The sequence below is a fragment of the Nocardia xishanensis NBRC 101358 genome, from assembly GCF_001613365.1.
Classification (GTDB): domain Bacteria; phylum Actinomycetota; class Actinomycetes; order Mycobacteriales; family Mycobacteriaceae; genus Nocardia; species Nocardia xishanensis.
In genome coordinates this window covers 1-17192 of record NZ_BDCF01000085.1, presented here as the reverse complement: position 1 = coordinate 17192, position 17192 = coordinate 1, and the positions used below count along the sequence as shown (strand labels likewise).

16 protein-coding genes and 1 pseudogene are annotated in these 17192 nt (G+C 69.8%); 4 read left to right on the top strand and 13 right to left on the bottom strand.

What is annotated here, in order from left to right; translation table 11 throughout:
• Positions 1-183: 183 nt before the first annotated feature.
• The 5 genes from whiA to NX1_RS33905 all read right to left on the bottom strand — a co-directional run bounded on the left by whiA (position 184) and on the right by NX1_RS33905 (position 6134).
• On the bottom strand, positions 184-1167 hold the full coding sequence (gene whiA, locus NX1_RS33925) for a DNA-binding protein WhiA (protein ID WP_068068955.1): 984 nt from the start codon (positions 1165-1167) through the stop codon (positions 184-186).
• A complete protein-coding gene (locus tag NX1_RS33920) occupies positions 1158-2204 on the bottom strand; it encodes a gluconeogenesis factor YvcK family protein (RefSeq protein WP_068068952.1) in 1047 nt (348 codons plus the stop codon). Before NX1_RS33920 ends, whiA begins: the two co-directional genes overlap by 10 nt.
• Entirely contained in the window at positions 2201-3142 is a 942-nt protein-coding gene (rapZ, locus tag NX1_RS33915; protein ID WP_084501972.1) for an RNase adapter RapZ, read from the bottom strand. The genes NX1_RS33920 and rapZ overlap by 4 nt, the downstream gene beginning before the upstream one ends.
• A gap of 165 nt (positions 3143-3307) precedes the next feature.
• Positions 3308-5353 (bottom strand): excinuclease ABC subunit UvrC, encoded by a 2046-nt coding sequence (gene uvrC / locus NX1_RS33910; RefSeq protein WP_068068950.1) that lies wholly within the window; start codon positions 5351-5353, stop codon positions 3308-3310.
• Between the two features lie 85 nt (positions 5354-5438).
• A complete protein-coding gene (locus tag NX1_RS33905) occupies positions 5439-6134 on the bottom strand; it encodes an HAD family hydrolase (protein ID WP_068068946.1) in 696 nt (231 codons plus the stop codon).
• Between the two features lie 248 nt (positions 6135-6382).
• Here NX1_RS33905 and NX1_RS33900 point away from each other — a divergent pair, with 248 nt between their 5' ends.
• Positions 6383-8332 carry a gamma-glutamyltransferase family protein gene (locus NX1_RS33900; RefSeq protein WP_068068943.1) on the top strand — a complete coding sequence of 650 codons (1950 nt, stop codon included), beginning with the start codon at positions 6383-6385 and terminating at the stop codon, positions 8330-8332.
• 19 nt (positions 8333-8351) lie between these two features.
• On the opposite strand, the gene NX1_RS33895 is transcribed toward NX1_RS33900, so the two are convergent.
• The 5 genes from NX1_RS33895 to NX1_RS33875 all read right to left on the bottom strand — a co-directional run bounded on the left by NX1_RS33895 (position 8352) and on the right by NX1_RS33875 (position 11941).
• Complete coding sequence (locus NX1_RS33895) at positions 8352-8891, bottom strand: GNAT family N-acetyltransferase (protein ID WP_068068940.1); 540 nt, start codon at positions 8889-8891, stop codon at positions 8352-8354.
• Positions 8892-8937: 46 nt separating this feature from the next.
• Positions 8938-9456 carry a PH domain-containing protein gene (locus tag NX1_RS33890; protein WP_068068937.1) on the bottom strand — a complete coding sequence of 173 codons (519 nt, stop codon included), beginning with the start codon at positions 9454-9456 and terminating at the stop codon, positions 8938-8940.
• 3 nt (positions 9457-9459) lie between these two features.
• Positions 9460-9939, bottom strand: coding sequence for a 6,7-dimethyl-8-ribityllumazine synthase (gene ribH / locus NX1_RS33885; protein WP_068068934.1), 480 nt, complete (start codon positions 9937-9939; stop codon positions 9460-9462).
• A 48-nt stretch (positions 9940-9987) separates the two neighbouring features.
• Complete coding sequence (locus tag NX1_RS33880) at positions 9988-11232, bottom strand: bifunctional 3,4-dihydroxy-2-butanone-4-phosphate synthase/GTP cyclohydrolase II (protein ID WP_068068933.1); 1245 nt, start codon at positions 11230-11232, stop codon at positions 9988-9990.
• Positions 11233-11317: 85 nt separating this feature from the next.
• Positions 11318-11941 carry a riboflavin synthase gene (locus NX1_RS33875; RefSeq protein ID WP_068068930.1) on the bottom strand — a complete coding sequence of 208 codons (624 nt, stop codon included), beginning with the start codon at positions 11939-11941 and terminating at the stop codon, positions 11318-11320.
• Positions 11942-12649: 708 nt separating this feature from the next.
• Between NX1_RS33875 and NX1_RS33870 the strand changes: the two genes are divergently transcribed.
• Positions 12650-13120, top strand: coding sequence for a hypothetical protein (locus NX1_RS33870; protein WP_068068927.1), 471 nt, complete (start codon positions 12650-12652; stop codon positions 13118-13120).
• A 40-nt stretch (positions 13121-13160) separates the two neighbouring features.
• On the opposite strand, the gene rpe is transcribed toward NX1_RS33870, so the two are convergent.
• Positions 13161-13814, bottom strand: coding sequence for a ribulose-phosphate 3-epimerase (gene rpe / locus NX1_RS33865; RefSeq protein WP_068068922.1), 654 nt, complete (start codon positions 13812-13814; stop codon positions 13161-13163).
• A 124-nt stretch (positions 13815-13938) separates the two neighbouring features.
• Between rpe and NX1_RS33860 the strand changes: the two genes are divergently transcribed.
• Together NX1_RS33860 and NX1_RS33855 are read left to right on the top strand one after the other, a co-directional pair.
• Complete coding sequence (locus NX1_RS33860) at positions 13939-14361, top strand: ATP-binding protein (RefSeq protein ID WP_068068919.1); 423 nt, start codon at positions 13939-13941, stop codon at positions 14359-14361.
• Positions 14361-15221 carry an RNA polymerase sigma factor SigF gene (locus NX1_RS33855; protein WP_084501971.1) on the top strand — a complete coding sequence of 287 codons (861 nt, stop codon included), beginning with the start codon at positions 14361-14363 and terminating at the stop codon, positions 15219-15221. The genes NX1_RS33860 and NX1_RS33855 overlap by 1 nt, the downstream gene beginning before the upstream one ends.
• Before the next feature lie 22 nt (positions 15222-15243).
• On the opposite strand, the pseudogene NX1_RS35825 reads toward NX1_RS33855, so the two are convergent.
• Together NX1_RS35825 and NX1_RS33850 are read right to left on the bottom strand one after the other, a co-directional pair.
• Positions 15244-15570, bottom strand: a pseudogene (locus NX1_RS35825) (MmcQ/YjbR family DNA-binding protein); the annotation flags it as partial.
• A 180-nt stretch (positions 15571-15750) separates the two neighbouring features.
• On the bottom strand, positions 15751-17192 hold a 1442-nt coding region (locus NX1_RS33850; RefSeq protein WP_245668880.1), incomplete at its 5' end, for an RsmB/NOP family class I SAM-dependent RNA methyltransferase.

Below are 17192 nucleotides of genomic sequence, written 5' to 3'. Positions count from 1 at the left end.
ACCCGGCCGAACCCTTCTAGTTCCTCGGCACCGTCGGCGTCGACCCGGACAGTCAGGGCCGCGGGCTCGGCGCCGCGGTGATCCGGCCGGGCCTGGCGGCCGCCGAGCGCGCGGGCGTGCCCGCACGCAACACGCCCCGAGCGCCGTTATCGGCCCTCGGGGCGCGTGGTGAGTCGAGCGCCGTCAGGCTTCGTCGAGAAGCTCAGCGGTCACGGCGGATTCGGTGTCGGGCACGCCGAGTTCCTTGGCGCGTCGGTCCGCCATCGAGAGCAAACGCCGAATCCGGCCCGCCACAGCGTCTTTCGTCATCGGCGGGTCGGCGAGCTGACCGAGCTCCTCCAGGGACGCCTGCCGGTGCTGGACGCGCAGCTTGCCCGCCGCGGCCAGGTGATCGGGCACCTCGTCGCCGAGTATCTCCAGCGCACGCTCCACCCTGGCGGCCGCGGCGACCGCGGCGCGCGCCGAGCGGCGCAGGTTCGCGTCGTCGAAGTTGGCCAGCCGGTTGGCGGTGGCCCGCACCTCCCGGCGCATCCTGCGCTCCTCCCAGGTGAGCCGGGTGTCCTGGGCGCCCATCCTGGTCAGCAGCGCGCCGATGGCCTCGCCGTCGCGTACCACGACGCGATCGGTGCCGCGCACCTCGCGCGCCTTGGCCGTGATGCCGAGCCTGCGGGCCGCACCGACCAGCGCGAGCGCCGCCTCCGGACCGGGGCAGCTGACCTCGAGCGCGGACGAGCGACCCGGTTCGGTGAGCGATCCATGCGCGAGAAACGCTCCGCGCCAAGCGGCCTCGGCATCCGCGATGCTGCCGCCGACCACCTGGGCGGGCAGTCCGCGCACCGGGCGGCCGCGCACGTCGAGCAGACCGGTCTGCCTGGCCAGCGCCTCGCCCTCCTTCGACACCCGAACGACGTACCTGGAGGTCTTGCGCAGACCACCCGCGCCGAGCACGTGCACGTCGGAGCCGTAGCCGTACAGCTCGAAGATCTCCCGGCGTAGCCGTCGGGCGATGGAACCCATGTCCACCTCGGCCTCGACGATCACCCGGCCCCCGACGATGTGCAGGCCGCCCGCGAACCGCAACAGGGCGGACAGCTCCGCCTTCCGGGAACTCACCTGCGACACCGTGAGCCTGCTCAGCTCGTCTTTCACTTCGGCTGTCATCGCCACGAGACGCGCTCCTTTCCACCCAACCCGGACCGCACATCCGCGCCCATGTGCCGTCCCTCGACTCGAAGTCCTGCCATTTGCGGCCGAGGTTGCCGGATCAGCTGATCCAGTGCGGCGGCAAGCTTTCCGGGGTGATGCCGGTCGGTTCCCGCTTCGGCGACATCGGAGAAGGTTACTCGTGCCCGCAACTGTTCGGCAGCCCTGGCAACATGTTCGCGTTCCCGGCCCTCCGGCACCGAGCCGGAATCGACCAAGACCTCGTCGACAACGAATTCCGGTGCGTGCTGGGACAATACATGCAGATGACGCTCGGCGGAGAAACCGGCCGTCTCCCCCGGTTCCGCGGCGAGGTTGAGCACCAGCACCTTTCTGGCTCTGGTGTAGACCAGCGCATCGCGCAGCTCGGGAACGAGGACGTGCGGAATCACGCTGGTGAACCACGAGCCCGGCCCGAGCACCACCACGTCGGCGTGTTCGATGGCCGAGGTCGCCTCCGGGCTGGCCGGCGGATCGGACGGAATGAGCCGCACGCGCCGCACCTTGCCCGGCGTCGTGGCGACCGCCACCTGGCCGCGGATGCAGCGGCTGACCCGCGGATCGGCTTCCAGCCCCGAGACATCGGCCTCGATATCGAGCGCGATCGGCGACATCGGGAGCACCCGGCCGCTGGCGCGCAACATCTTGGCCACCTCGTCCAGCGCGGCGACGGGATCGCCGAGCACCTCGGTGAGGCCCGCCAGGATGAGATTGCCGACCGAGTGACCCGCGAGCGCGCCGGTGCCGCCGAAACGGTGCTGGACGGTGTGGGTCCATACTCCGTCCGGGTCGGCGGCCAACGCGGCCAGCGCCATGCGCAGATCCCCCGGCGGCAGCACCCCGAGCTCCGCGCGAAGTCGTCCCGACGACCCGCCGTCGTCGGCGACCGTGACCACCGCGCAGATCTTCCTGGTCAGCCGCCGCACCGCCGTCAGGGTGGCGTACAGACCGTGGCCGCCACCGAGCGCGACGATGGCGGGATTCGATTCCCACCCGGTCATTCGCGCCCCAGATCCCGGTGCACGACCCGCACGACGTCGGCCGAGCCGTCCGACTCCGATCCGATGAGTTCACCCAGCGCCTCGGCGATCGCCACGCTGCGGTGCTTGCCCCCCGTGCAGCCCACTGCCACGGTCATGTATCGCTTCCCCTCTTGGCGGTAACCGTTCGTCGTCAGGTCGACGAGGTGGCGGCAGGTGTGCAGGTAGTCGGTCGCCCCGGGGCGCGACAGCACGTACTCGCTGACCACCGTCTCCTGTCCCGTGTGTTCCCGCAGTTCCGGTATCCAATGTGGATTGGGTAGAAAACGCACATCCAACACCATGTCGGCGTCCAAAGGAACCCCGTACTTGAAGCCAAAGGACTGCACCGTCAGCTGCAAGGCTGCGGCCACACCGCCGCCGTATGCCTCCTCCAGCTTGCGGTGTAGCTGGTGAATGGACAACTCGGTGGTGTCGATCACGAGGTCGGCGGCCGTCTTCACGGCGGAGAGCCGCACCCGTTCCGCGGCGATGCCCGCGGACAGCGTGCCGTCGGCGCTCTCGCTCTGCAACGGGTGCCGCCTGCGGGCGAATCCGAACCGGCGGATCAGCACGTCGTCGGAGGCCTCGAGGAACAACACCCTGGTCCGCACGCCGAGCGCGCGCAGCTGTTCGGTGACGACCGAGAGATCGCCGGTGAAGAATCTGCTGCGCACGTCCATGACCAGGGCGAACCGCCGGATCGGCGGATCGGCGGAGGCGCCGAGTTCGACGAGCCTGCCGATCAGCTCGGGCGGCAGATTGTCGGCGACGTACCAGCCCAGATCCTCCAGCACCCGCGCGGCGGTGCCGCGGCCGGCGCCGGACAAGCCGGTCACGATGACTACCTCGACCTGCTGCCGCAGCTGATTGCCCGCACGCGGGCTGCCCGCACTGTTGTTCGATTCGACGCGTGTCATGTCCTACCGGAATCCGTGTCTAGGTGCCTCTCGATCATCCCGCACCGGACTCGGTATCGGGCATGCGCGCTGACCCTCCGTGCTGCACGAGGACGGTTCACGAACATGTGGAACGGTACCGAGAATATATGCAGGCCGGACCGGAGCTGGAGATTTCGAGTTCTGTCACTCCTCCCGCAGCGCCGCGAGCACGGCTTTCGCCGTCGCCACGCCGATGCCCGGTACCTCGGTGATCTGCTCGACCGTCGCCTCCTTCAGCTTGGCCACCGAACCGAAATGAGTGACGAGGGCGGTCCGGCGCGCCGCGCCGAGCCCGCGCACCGAATCCAGCGCGGAGGCGGTCATCCGCCGTGAGCGCTTGCTGCGGTGGAAGGTGATGGCGAAGCGGTGCGCCTCGTCGCGGACCCGTTGCAGCAGGAACAGCGCCTCGCTGTTGCGGGGCATGATCACCGGATCTGGCTCGCCGGGCACCCAGACCTCCTCCAGGCGCTTGGCCAAGCCGACCACGGCGACGTCGGTGATGCCGAGTTCGTCCAGCACCTCGGCGGCGGCCGCGACCTGGGGCGCGCCGCCGTCGACCACGTACAGATTGGGCGGGTAGGCGAATCTTCGCGGGCGGCCGGTGCGCGGGTCGATGCCGGGACGCGAGGTGATCTCGAGTTCGTCGGCGTCGTCGGGTTCGGTGACCGCGCCCGCGTCGACGAGCGGCGAGGCGACGCCGTCGTCGAGTTCCTCGCGTTCGATCTCGTCGCGCTCCTTGCGCAGCCGGTAGAACCGCCGCCTGGTCACCTCCGCGATGCTCCCGACGTCGTCGGAGCGCCCGCCGCCCGCGGCCTCTTTGATCGCGTAGTGCCGGTACTCGGACTTGCGCGGCAGACCGTCCTCGAACACCACCAGCGAGGCGACCACGTCGGTGCCCTGCACGTGGCTGATGTCCACGCATTCGATGCGCAGCGGCGCGCTGTCCAGCTCGAGCGCGTCCTGGATGTCCTGCAGGGCCTGGGAGCGGGAGGTGAGGTCGCCCGCGCGCTTGAGCTTGTGCTGGGCGAGCGCCTCCGCGGCGTTGCGCTGCACCGTCTCGGCGAGCGCCTTCTTGTCGCCGCGCTGCGGGACACGCAGCTGCACCGCCGAACCGCGCAGCTTGCTCAGCCACTCCTGGATCTGCTCGTGGTCGGCGGGCAGCTCGGGCACGAGCACTTCGCGCGGGACGACGGTGGCCGGCTGCTCGTCGGGGCTCTGGTCGGCGTAGGAGACCTGCTCGCCGTAGAACTGGGTGAGGAACTGCTCGACCAGCGCGGCCGCCTCGCCGCCCGACGCGGTGTCCACGGCGTCGCCGGACTTGTCCACAACCCAGCCGCGCTGCCCGCGCACCCGTCCGTCGCGGACGTGGAAGATCTGCACCGCCACCTCCAATTCGTCGGTGGCGAAGGCGATCACGTCGGCGTCGGTGCCGGTGCCGAGCACAACGGCCTGCTTCTCCAGCGCGCGGCGCAGCGCCTGTACGTCGTCGCGCAGCCGGGCCGCGGTCTCGAAGTCGAGGTCCTCGGCGGCCTCGTGCATGCGCCGCTCCAGATCACGCACCATCCGGTCGGTGCGCCCGGCGAGGAAGTCGCAGAAGTCGTCCACGATGCGGCTGTGCTCGTCGGCGGTGACCCTGCCGACGCACGGCGCGGAGCATTTGTCGATGTAGCCGAGCAGGCAGGGACGCCCGATCTGGTTGTGCCGCTTGAAGACTCCGTTCGAGCAGGTGCGCGCGGGGAACACTCGCAGCAGCAGGTCGAGTGTCTCGCGAATGGCCCAGGCGTGCGCGTACGGGCCGAAGTACCGTACGCCCTTCTTGCGCGCGCCGCGGTAGACGAACAGGCGCGGGTATTCCTCGTTCAGGGTCACGGCCAGCACCGGGTAGGACTTGTCGTCCCGGTAGCGCACGTTGAACCGCGGATCGAATTCCTTGATCCAGTTGTATTCCAGCTGCAGCGCCTCCACCTCGGTGGAGACGACCGTCCATTCCACGCTCGCCGCGGTGGTGACCATCTGCTTGGTGCGCGGGTGCAGCGACGCCACGTCGGCGAAGTAGGAATTCAGTCTGCTGCGCAGGCTCTTGGCCTTGCCGACGTAGATGACCCGCTGGTGCGCGTCCCGGAATTTGTAGACACCGGGTTCGACGGGGATCGTACCGGGGGCCGGCCGGTACCTCGCTGGATCTGCCACTCGACCAGCCTATAGGCGGGGTCGGACACGGTTTCCTGGCAACCCGCACCGGTCCCGGCGCGGCGCGCGGCCACCTGCCGCCCGGCTACCTCGGCACGGCAAGCCCGTGCGCGCGCAGCGCGTCGACGAGCGCGTCGGGTCGCTGCCCGGTCGGCAGCGGGTCGACCAGGGCGAAGCGCGAACCGAGCGCCGTCGCGCCGCCGTCGGCCTGGGCGCTGTCGCCGACCATCAGCGCACGCGCCGGATCGACGCCGAGCTCGTTCAGCGCCGCGAGGAAGATCCCCGGCTCGGGTTTGACCACGCCCAACTCGAACGACAGCGCCGTCGCGCCGACGTACCGGTCCCAGCCACGCGCGTGGAACGCGGGCCGCACGTCGAATGCGATATTGCTCACCACGCCCACCGGAACACCCTGTGCGGCAAGGAACTCCAGCACGGCGCCGGTGTCGGGATACGGCGTCCACGCCAGCGGATCGATCAACCTGCCGTAGAGCCGTTCGGCCTGGTCCTCGGTCGGCACACCGGAGGAGCGCAGCACCTCCAGGTACGCGTGCCGGTGCATCGCCGGATCCAGATCCCGGTTGTCCCAAGCCCGCTGGCCCTCGGCGTCGAAGGTCATGAACTGCTCGACCGGCGCGGTCATCCGCCGCAGAATCTCGGCCTTGGCCTCGACATCGAAATCCGCGCCCTCGGCGCCGATCAGGTCCTCACCCCATGACTCGTCCTCCTCCAGCCGAAAGATCGTCCCGGAGAAGTCGAAAAGCACGGCCTCGATATCCATTCGACCAGGGTACCGACGCGTCGGCGGGCGTCCACCGATCCCGGCGATGCGCGAGACCGCAAGGGGCACCGGCGATTCCAGCGCTACCTTTGGCGCGAAACACCACTACCGCGCCGCCGACCACGAGTACACCGGATCCTCTCGTAAGCGGAAACTTACGACCTGCATGCGCGGTTCGGACGGCGGGTAACCGACGGCCTCACCCGAAAGCCGCACCGCTGTCGGTCCCGAGGGCTACAGTCCAGGCCATGACGCGCGCGCGACACATTTGGACCGGAGCCGCCGCGGCCACGCTGCTCACGGTCGGACTTCTGACCGGATGTTCCTCGACCGAGGAGACGACAACCGCCGAATGCACCAGCGCACCCAACGGGACGCCGGTGCTCGCGGCGCCGCCGACCGCGGCGGGCACGACCACTCAGAACCTCAGCACCAACCCCGAGATCGCCTCCGGATATCGGAGCGGGATGACCGCGGTGCACACCGGGTCCTACGCGGTCTCCACCGCGAATCCCCTTGCCACCGAGGCGGCCTGCCGGGTGCTGCACGACGGTGGCACCGCGACGGACGCGCTGGTCACCGCGCAGCTGGTGCTCGGCCTGGTGGAGCCGCAGGCCTCCGGCATCGGCGGCGGCGCGTTCCTGCTGTACTACGACGGAACTACCAAAACCGTCGAGGCCTACGACGGACGCGAGGTGGCGCCCGCCGCGGCCACCGAGAACTATCTGCGCTGGGTCAGCGACGCCGATCGCACCGAGCCGCAGCCGAACACGCGCGCCAGCGGCCGCTCGATCGGCGTGCCAGGGGTGCTGCGGATGCTGGAGCTCGCGCATCGCGAGCACGGTAAGACCGGATGGCGCGAGCTGTTCGACCCGGCCGTGGCGCTGGCCGACGACGGCTTCGCCATCAGCCCACGGCTCGCGGGCCAGATCGCGGAATCGGCGCGGGACCTGGCCAGGGACGAAGCCGCCAAGCAGTACTTCCTCGAGCCCGACGGTTCGCCGAAACCCGCGGGGGCCAAGCTGACCAACCCGGCGCTGTCGAAAACTTTGAGCGCCATCGCTTCGGACGGCGCGGACGCCTTCTACACCGGCGTCATCGCCGCGGACATCGTGGAGGCGGCGACGGCGGGGTCCGGCGGGCGCACACCGAGCCTGCTCACCGCCCAGGATCTCGCCGGTTATCAGGTGAAGAAGCGCACGGCGCTGTGCAGCGGCTACCGCGAGCACGAGATCTGCGGCATGCCAGCGCCCTCCTCTGGCGGCAGCACGGTCGCGGCGACGCTGGGCATCCTGGCGAACTTCGATCTGGCCGCGCTGAAACCCGAGGCCATCGATCGCAACGGCGGCAAGCCGAAGGCCGAAGCGGTGCACCTGATCTCGGAGGCCGAGCGGCTGGCCTACGCCGACCGCAACAAGTACGTTGCCGACACCGACTTCGTTCCGCTGCCGGGCAATTCGGCCCAGACGCTGATCGACGAGAACTATCTGAAACAGCGGGCGTCGCTGATCGATCCCGGCCGCAGTATGGGAACCGCCAAGCCGGGCGATTTCGGACCGGTCCCGGTGGGCGTCGGACCGCAGCCACCGGAACACGGCACCAGCCACATCTCGGTGGTGGACAAGTACGGCAACGCGGCGGCCATGACCACCACGGTGGAATCCGCGTTCGGGTCCTTCCATCTCGTCGACGGTTTCGTACTGAACAACCAGCTCACCGACTTCGCCGCGGACCCCGCAGACCCGGACGGCACGCCGGTCGCGAACCGGCTGCAACCCGGCAAGCGCCCGCGCAGTTCGATGGCGCCCACCCTGGTCTTCGATCGCGCGCCGGACGGCGCCCGCGGCGAGCTCACCCATGTCACGGGATCGCCCGGCGGTGCGGTGATCATCCAGTTCGTGGTGAAAACGCTGATCGGCATGCTGGATTGGGGCCTCGACCCGCAGCAGGCGGTCTCGGCGGTCTCCTTCGGCGCGGGTAACACCCCGACTACCGGCGTCGGCGGCGAACACCCCGCCATCAACGCCACCGACAACGGCGACCACGACCCACTCGTCCTGCGCCTTCGCGAACTCGGTCACCAGGTATCCGTCGCACCTCAATCCAGCGGCCTCAGCGCACTGCACCGCGACGGTACCGGCCTGATCGGCGGCGCGGACCCGCGGCGCGAGGGCGCGGTCCTCGGCGACACCCGCTGAGCGTCGGTCCGGCGGCGGCTCAGCGAGACAGCGACATCGGATACAGCACCGGACCGTCCCCCAGTCGCAGGTCCTCGTCGCGTGTGAAGCCGAACCGCTCGTAGAACGGCACATTGGCGAACCGGGTCGCCACCAAGAAGGCCCGTTCGGCTCCGGACCCGAGCCGCGCTTCGAGCAGAGCGGTCGCGTGCCCCTTCCCTTGCGAGTCGGGGCGGGTGCCGATCGCGGCGAGATAGAGGTGGGGCTCGGCGGGCCGGGTGGCGTCGATCCTGCGGACCGCGGGCAGCGCCCTCCCCAAGGCAAGTCCAAGCGCCCGCACGAGGGTGAAGGGCTTGGCGATCGGCGACTCGACACCGGCGGGCTCCCACAGCGCGACGGCCGCGATCTCGCCGGCGTCGTCGTGCGCGAGGTCGACCAGACCGCGCCGATGCCGGGAGGCGATGCGGGAATCCCAGAAGTGCGGCAAGGCTTTTCGGCGGCGCACCGGATCCGGCCAGAACAGGCTCATGAGCGGATCGTCGGCGAAAGCGGCGGCGAGGACGAGCGAGCCTGGCGTCATGGCGTGAGACTACCGGCGCACCGCGGGCGCCGCCGGATCGTGTGCGTCAGTTCTGATTCGGCTCGTCCGGTTCGGTGTATTTCGCGCCGAGCTCGCGCAGCCGGTCCATCGCCTGTGCGGCGTGGGCCTTGTCGTTGGAGCGGATGGCGAGCAGGGGGACGTAGTCGTCGTCGACCAATTCCAGTCGGGCCCAGGACTTCCGGTCCGGGAACGAGACGCCGCGAATGTGTTCCCAGCCGAACAGGGTGTCGCCGAGGATGTTGCGCACCGAGACTCCGCGCGGGCCGACCCGCAACCGGGGGCGGGTCAGCATCAGCACCGCGCCCGCGCCGAGCAGGCCGATCGCGATCATCGCGAGCTGGTCGGCGAGCCGGAAGTTGACGCCGGTCGAGCCGCTGCGCAGCCAGATGCCGCCGACCGCGAACACTGCCACGATCAGCGCGGCGACGATCCGCGCCGTCAGTACCGCGCGGCGCGGGCGCACCTCGAGGTCCCAGTCGGCGTCGGCCGCACCGCCCGCGGGTCGCGCGCCGTCGTTCCTCCTCCAGATGCGGACGACCGGCATGACTTACGCGGACTGCCGCAGCGCGCGCAGGGTGAGGGCGGCGTCCAGCGCCGCGGCGCAGGCCTGCTCGCCCTTGTTCTCGGCCGAACCGGGCAGCCCGGCGCGATCGAGCGCCTGCTCCTCGGTGTTGGTGGTCAGCACGCCGTTGGCGACCGGCGTCGCGGCATCGAGCGAGACCCGGGTGAGGCCGGCGGTCACGGCATCGCAGACGTATTCGAAATGCGGTGTGCCGCCGCGGATCACGACGCCGAGGGCGACGACCGCGTCGTGCGTGCGGGCGAGTTCCTGGGCGACCACCGGCAGCTCCATGGCGCCCGCGCAGCGCACCACCGTCACGCGCCGCACGCCGGCCTCCTTCGCCACCCGCTCGGCATTGGCCACGAGCGTGTCGCAGATTTCGGTGTGCCAGCGCGAGGCGACGATGCCGAGCTCGAGTTCCTTGGCATCCGACAGCTCGAAGCTGGGTACGCCGGTGCCGCTCATCGTGTTCCGCCTTTCCGGAGTCCGTGGTCGCTCACTGTGCCGTTTCGCTCACTGCGCCGTTTCGCCGAGGTCGAGCTCGTCGAGGCCGATCAGGTCGTGGCCCATCCGGTCGCGCTTGGTGCGCAGGTAGCGCAGGTTCTCGGCGTTGGCGCGCAACGGCATCGGGACGCGCTCGGTGATGCGCAGGCCGTAGCCGTCGAGGCCGACCCGCTTGGCCGGGTTGTTGGTGAGCAGGCGCATCGATCGGATACCGAGGTCGACGAGGATCTGCGCGCCGGTGCCGTAGTCGCGGGCGTCGGCGGGCAAACCGAGCTCGAGGTTCGCGTCGACGGTGTCGTGGCCGGAGTCCTGCAGCTGGTAGGCCTGCAACTTGTGCATCAGGCCGATGCCGCGGCCCTCGTGACCGCGCATGTACAGCACGACGCCGCGGCCTTCGCTGTCCACCATCTCCAGCGCCGCGTCCAGCTGCGGGCCGCAGTCGCAGCGCAGCGAGCCGAACACGTCGCCGGTCAGGCATTCGGAGTGCACCCGGACCAGCACGTCCTCGCCGTCGCTGATGTCGCCACGCACCAGCGCGACGTGCTCGACCTCGTCGTAGATGCTCTGGTAGCCGACGGCCGTGAAATCGCCGTGCGCGGTGGGGATGCGCGCCTCGGCGACCCGCACCACCTGCTTCTCGTGCTTGCGCCGCCAGGCGATCATGTCCGCGATGGAGATGAGCGCCAGCTCGTGCTCGTCGGCGAAGACGCGCAGCTCCTCGGTGCGGGCCATGTGGCCCTCGTCCTTCTGGCTGACGATCTCGCAGATGACGCCCGCCGGGTGCAGCCCTGCCATGCGGGCCAGGTCGACGGCCGCCTCGGTGTGGCCGGGACGGCGCAGCACGCCGCCTTCCTTGGCGCGCAACGGCACCACGTGGCCGGGGCGGGTCAGGTCGTCGGCCTTGGCGTCGGCGTCGGCGAGCAGGCGCATGGTGGTGGCGCGGTCGGCGGCCGAGATGCCGGTGGTGATGCCCTCGCGCGCGTCGACCGAGACGGTGTAGGCGGTGCCGTGCTTGTCCTGGTTCGTCGCGTACATCGGCGGCAGGCCGAGGCGATCGCAGTCGTCACCGGTCAGTGGCACACAGATGTAACCGGAGGTGTAGCGGATCATGAAAGCGACCAACTCGGGGGTGGCCTTCTCCGCGGCGAAGATGAGGTCGCCCTCGTTCTCGCGGTCCTCGTCGTCGACGACTACGACGGCCTTACCGGCGGCGATGTCGGCGACTGCGCGCTCGATGGTGTCGAACCTGGTCACGTCTGCTGTGCTCCATCTCGAATTAGGTGCCTCACTACAGTAAGGCCTGTCCCGTGCGCCCTCGGCGGCGCACCCGCCCGCGCGGTCAGCCGCGCTGCTGCAGGCGTTCGACGTACTTGGCGATGACGTCGACCTCGAGGTTCACGGTCGTCCCCGGAGCCGCGAAGCCCAGATTCGTCAGCGAGAGCGTGGTGGGGATCAGCGAGACCTCGAACCAGTCGCGGTTGCCGTCGGCGGCGGGCTCGTCGGCGATGCCGAGGCCCGAGACGGTCAGCGAGATGCCGTCGACGGTGATCGAGCCCTTCTCCACCACGTAGCGGGCGATCGCGTCCGGCAGCGAGATGCGCACGACTTCCCAGTTCTCCGAGGGGGTGCGCGAGAGCACGGTGCCGGTGCCGTCGACGTGGCCCTGCACCAGGTGTCCGCCGAGGCGGCTGTTCAGCGCGGCGGCCCGTTCCAGATTGACCCGCGATCCCGTGCCGAGCCCGCCGATGGAGGAGCGGTTCAGTGTCTCTTGCATGACGTCGACGGTGAATGAGTCGCCGTCCACGACCTCGACCACGGTCAGGCACACGCCGTTGACCGCGATCGAATCACCGTGTCCCGCATCGGAGGTGACGAGCTTGCCCTTGATGGTCAGGCGCGCGGCGTCGGCCAGCTGCTCGGTGGCGACGATCTCGCCCAGCTCCTCGACGATGCCTGTGAACATGCGTGACTCCCTGTCGCGTGTGTACGTACGGTTGCGGAACAGCCGGGACCCCCACGCTATTCCCGGTGTTCGGCGCCCTCCCAGCCTAACGACGCCGGGTCGTAGCTGCCCCGCACGGTTGCGCCCCCGGACCGCGTCCGAAACCGTCATTCTGCGACACACCGCGAAAACAGCCCGGCAGACTTTTATCCAGCATCAGGCGAGCACCTGTAGACATTATTTCTCGAACAATTCCGTACGGTCATACCGGAATATCTCCGTTTCCCGGTCGACGACAATTGTTCAACGGAATTTCCGATGCGTTCGCCGGTCGATTCAACCGGGCCCGCGTAACGTCCAACTCGTGCTGATACCCAGCCGAAACATAGATACACCAACTTCTTGCGCCGGGCCGGAAACGGACGCAATATTGTTATGTAGCGGACTCCTGACGTTCAACTTTCGATTCACGCAGTCAGCCGTCGGATGCCTCGACGAGGCCGCCGCCGCCGCTTCGACAGGGCAGTGCCGAAGTTCGAACCGCAACACACGAGTCAGACCCGCAGTGCACGAGCGCAACGCAATACCCGAGCTCGAACGCATCGCCGAGTTCGAACACAGTGCCCGAGTTCGGAACGCAGCGCCCGAACTCGACCAAGGAAATCCACCACTCGAGGAAGCCGGAAGCGCAGTGGGCCGACACGAGTTCGACACAGATGGGGGTGCCGCGTGACCACGTTCATCGATTCGCCACTGGAAGTCCGCTGCCTACAGTACCGGCGCGAGTTCCACATGACCGCATCGATCGATCCCACGGCACGCCACATCCTGCTGCACATAGGCACCCACTTCGGCGCTGTCGCCATGCCCGCCGAACTCGGCGAACAGGTGCAGCACAAGCTCGATCAGGCACAGTTCGCCGCGCCGGTGGTCCACCATCCGCGCGCGCGGCGCTGGACGTTCATCACCGGCCCCGCACGACCCGACGGGCTCACCGCCGCCGTCTCCGCCGAGCTCTTCCGGCTCTACGCGACGGTGGCATGCACCGGAAGCCAGGTGGTGCTGCCCTCGCCCGACGACGAGCGCACCGGTTATCGAGTCTGGGTACGGCCGCCCGCGAGCGCGACGACGATGCCGCCGTTGAACGTGGTCATCGAGGCGACGCTCGCCATCGGGGCGCCGAAAAAGCGCGCACTGTAACCGAATTCGACCGCGTCGCCGCGGCCAGTCGCGGCGGCGCTCAGTGCCGGACGGCGGCCGCCTGCCGCCGCAGCACCTCGACGGTGGCGCCGGGATCGGCCGTGTTGTAGACCGCCGAGCCCGCCACGAAGCAGTCGATCCCCGCCTCGGCCGCCTGCTCGATGGTCTCGGCGTTGATGCCGCCGTCGATCTCCACGATCAACCGCAGTTCGCCCGCGTCGACCAGCCTGCGCACCGTGCGCGCCTTGTCCAGCACGTGCGCGATGAACGACTGCCCGCCGAAGCCCGGCTCGACGCTCATCACCAGCAAGGTGTCGAACTCGCGCAGGATCTCCAGGTACGGCTCGATCGGCGTGTTCGGCTTCACCGACAGCCCGGCCTTCGCGCCCGCCGCGCGGATGTCGCGCGCCACGGCGATCGGGTCGTCGGTCGCCTCGGCGTGGAAGGTGACGTTGTACGCACCCGCCTCGGCGTACGACGGCGCCCAGCGGCCCGGATCCTCGATCATCAGGTGGCAGTCCAGCGGGATGTCGGTCGCCTTCAGCAGGCTCTCCACCACCGGAAGGCCCAGCGTGAGATTCGGGACGAAATGGGCGTCCATCACGTCGACGTGCAGCCAATCCGAGCCTTCCACCCGGCGGGCCTCGTCCGCGAGATGGGCGAAGTCGGCGGACAGGATGGACGGCGCGATCATCGGCTGGCCAGGGCGGGAAAACGTCGGAGAGGACACAGCCCGGGAGTGTACCGAGCCCGGATCACATGCCGTACCGCAGGGAATCGGTGATTGTCGGCGGCCTTCAGTGGGTAGCCTGTGCAGAGTGATCAACATTTCGGCGGAACAGGGGCTCTACAGCACCCCGGTGGAGATTCGGGTGGCCGCATCGGTCACACAGCTGCCCATCGTGCGCGGGCTCGCCGAAACTCTCGTTTTGCTCAGCGATTTCACCCTGGACGAAGTGGCCGACATCCGGCTGGCCGTGGACGAGGTGTGCTCGACCCTCATCGCGCTCGCCGCGGCGGGCACCAGCCTGGACTGCCGATTCACCATCGGTGAGGCCGAGCTGCTGGTCGAGGTCACCGGTGTGGCCGAGACCGAGGGGCTACCCGATCAGCGCAGCTTCGGCTGGCATGTGCTGCGGACGCTCACCGACGCGGTGGAAGCGACCCAGAATTCGTACGACGCGGCGGTCTCCGGATATCCGACGACGGTGGAGTTCCGTCGGGTCCGGGGGAAGGCGTAGTGGCGGACGAGGACACCGTGTTCGATCAGGACCGCGATGAGGAAGCCGAAGCCGAGGTCACCGACGCCGCCGAGGACGCGGAAGCCGTGGCGGAGGCCGGTTCGGTCACCGGCTACGACGATCTGAACGCGCTGTTCGAGCGGCTCGGCGCGGCCGAACCGGGCACCGCGGGGCATGCCGCGGTGCGCGCCGAGCTGATCAGCCGCTGCATCCCGCTCGCGGACCACATCGCGCGCAAGTTCAGCGGCCGCGGCGAACCGTTCGACGACCTCACGCAGGTGGCGCGGGTCGGCCTGGTGCACGCCGTGGACCGTTTCGACATCTCGCGCGGATCGAACTTCCTCTCGTTCGCGGTGCCGACCATCATGGGCGAGGTCCGGCGCTACTTCCGCGACAACACCTGGGCCATGCGGGTGCCGCGCCGGGTCAAGGAGACCCACCTGCGCATCGGGTCGGCCATCGACACGCTCTCGCAGACCCTCGGCCGCTCCCCCACCGCCAAGGAGATCGCGGCGGAACTCGACGTCGATCCCGACGAGGTGACCCAGGCCGTCATCGCGGGCAACGCCTATCAGCCCAGCTCCATCGACGCCGCGGCGCTCGGCCGCGACACCGAGGCCTCGCTGCTGGACACCCTCGGCGAGGAGGAATCCCAGTTCGACCGGGTGGAGGAGTACGTCGCCATCCGGCCGCTGCTGGCCGGGCTGCCGGAACGGGAACGCCGCATCCTCACCATGCGGTTCTTCGAATCCATGACCCAGACCCAGATCGCCAAGCAGATGGGCATCTCCCAGATGCACGTCTCGCGCATCCTGGCGAAAACCCTTGCCCGGCTGCGGGAGCTGTCGAGCCGGGACTGACGGGTCGGCCCGCCGCGCGCTGTTCGCGGATCTTCGCCGGCGCCGACAGCCACCAGGCGGCGTCGATCAGTTCACGCAGCTGATCCGGCGCGATCCGGTCGAGGTCGACGAGGATGTACGGGTAGCCGCCGTAGTGCGGCGTGGTGTAGAAGGCCGGATCGCCCGCGGCGAGCAACGCCTCCTTCTCCGCCATCTCGCAGAGCAGCACGAGCCCGCCCTCGGCCTCCGAGCGCAGACGCGCGAACCCCTTGCCGCCCACCTTCAACGCGGGGCTGCGCCACCATGTCGACTCCTCGACCGCAGGGAGCTCGGTCGCGATCGCCACCACGTCTTGCCACGTCAGAGTCATGCGACCAGTGTGCGTCGCGCGGGGCCCCGGCGGATTGGACGGATGGAACCGGCGCGATCACCTCGTGCCGGTTCACCCCGGCCGGTTCACCCTGAGCTGGTTCACCCCGGGCTGGCTCACCCCGGCCGGTTCGCACAGCGCCGGTTCACCTCCGGCCCGGCTCGCCTCGAATCGGTTTCCTCAGATCGGCTTACGCAGCGCCGCCATGAACATGGCGTCGGTGCCGTGGCGGTGCGGCCACAGCTGCGCGGCGGGGCCGTCGCCGACGTCGGTGACGCCGGGAAGCAACTCGCGGGTGTCGAGTTCGACCGCGCCCGTGCGGCGGACGTGGTCGGCGACGATCGACACGGTCTCGGCCAGGTGGGGCGAGCAGGTCGAGTACACCACCACGCCGCCGGGACGGAGCAGATCCCATGCGGCGGTGAGCAATTCGCGTTGCAGCACGACCAGGTCGCGCACGTCGGCGGGGCTGCGCCGCCAGCGCGCTTCCGGCCTGCGCCGCAACGCGCCGAGGCCGGTGCACGGCGCGTCGACCAAGATGCGGTCGTAGCCGGGCTCCAGACCGCTGTCACGACCGTCGACGACGTGCACCCGCACCGGAAGGTCGTGGGCGGCCTTGCGCACCAGTTCGGCGCGGTGTTCGGCGGGCTCGACGGCGTCCAGCTGGAAGCGGTCGATCGCCGCGAGCGCGCCGAGCAGCGCCGCCTTCCCGCCCGGTCCGGCGCACAGGTCGAGCCAGCGACCGCCGTCCGGGCCCTCCAGCGGCGCGCGGGTCAGGCTCAGCGCCACGAGCTGGCTGCCCTCGTCCTGCACCGCGGCCATACCTTCGCGCACCGGCTCCAGCCGTCCTGGATCACCGCCTTCGAGGTACACGGCATACGGCGACCAGCGGCCCTCTTCGCCACCCGTGACCAGCGCCAGTTCCTCGGCGGTGATCTCGCCGGGACGCGCGACCAGGTGCACGACCGGCCGTTCGTCGTCGGCGGCGAGCAGGTCGCCCAGTTCGCCCGCGCGTTCGCCGAGCGCGTCGGCGAACGCCTGAGCGATCCAAGCCGGGTGCGCGTACTCGAAGGCCAGCCGTCCCACCGGATCGGCGGGGGCCAGCGTCTCGACCCACTCCGCGGCGGACTTCTCGCCCGCCCGCCGCAGCACCGCGTTCACGAAACCCGATTTGCCCGCGCCGAATTCAGCCCTCGCCAAGGCCACCGACGTGTCAACGGCCGCGTGCGCGCCGATGCGGGTGCGCAGCAGCTGGTAGACGCCGAGCCGCAAGATGTCGAGCAGCGGTCCGTCGATCTCGTCGACCGAGCGGCCCGCGCCGTGCGCGATCACCGCGTCGAGCAGCCCCTTGGTCCGGCAGGCGCCGTAGGCGAGCTCGGTGGCCAGCGCCGCGTCCCGGCCGGAGATGCGCCGGTCGCGAAGCAGTCCGGGCAGCACGAGGTTCGCGTAGGCGTCGCGCTCGCGCACCGCCCGCAGCACCTCGAGCGCGACCTCGCGCACGGGATCCACGCTCGCGGCGCGCCGGGGACGCTTTCCGGCCGATCCCCGATCCTTCTCCGCCCCAGTGGATTTCGCGGCACCATCCGCGGCCCGCTGTCCCGGCCCCCGGCGTGCGCCGCGCT

Bases quoted from the DNA above. Each gene is read 5' to 3' on its own strand.
- NX1_RS33905 (WP_068068946.1), bottom strand. From the start codon at position 6,134: ATGGATATCGAGGCCGTGCTTTTCGACTTCTCCGGGACGATCTTTCGG.
- NX1_RS33890 (WP_068068937.1), bottom strand. From the start codon at position 9,456: ATGCCGGTCGTCCGCATCTGGAGGAGGAACGACGGCGCGCGACCCGCG.
- rpe (WP_068068922.1), bottom strand. From the start codon at position 13,814: ATGATCGCGCCGTCCATCCTGTCCGCCGACTTCGCCCATCTCGCGGAC.
- NX1_RS33875 (WP_068068930.1), bottom strand. From the start codon at position 11,941: ATGTTCACAGGCATCGTCGAGGAGCTGGGCGAGATCGTCGCCACCGAG.
- ribH (WP_068068934.1), bottom strand. From the start codon at position 9,939: ATGAGCGGCACCGGCGTACCCAGCTTCGAGCTGTCGGATGCCAAGGAA.
- NX1_RS33900 (WP_068068943.1), top strand. From the start codon at position 6,383: ATGACGCGCGCGCGACACATTTGGACCGGAGCCGCCGCGGCCACGCTG.
- rapZ (WP_084501972.1), bottom strand. From the start codon at position 3,142: ATGACACGCGTCGAATCGAACAACAGTGCGGGCAGCCCGCGTGCGGGC.
- NX1_RS33920 (WP_068068952.1), bottom strand. From the start codon at position 2,204: ATGACCGGGTGGGAATCGAATCCCGCCATCGTCGCGCTCGGTGGCGGC.
- NX1_RS33895 (WP_068068940.1), bottom strand. From the start codon at position 8,891: ATGACGCCAGGCTCGCTCGTCCTCGCCGCCGCTTTCGCCGACGATCCG.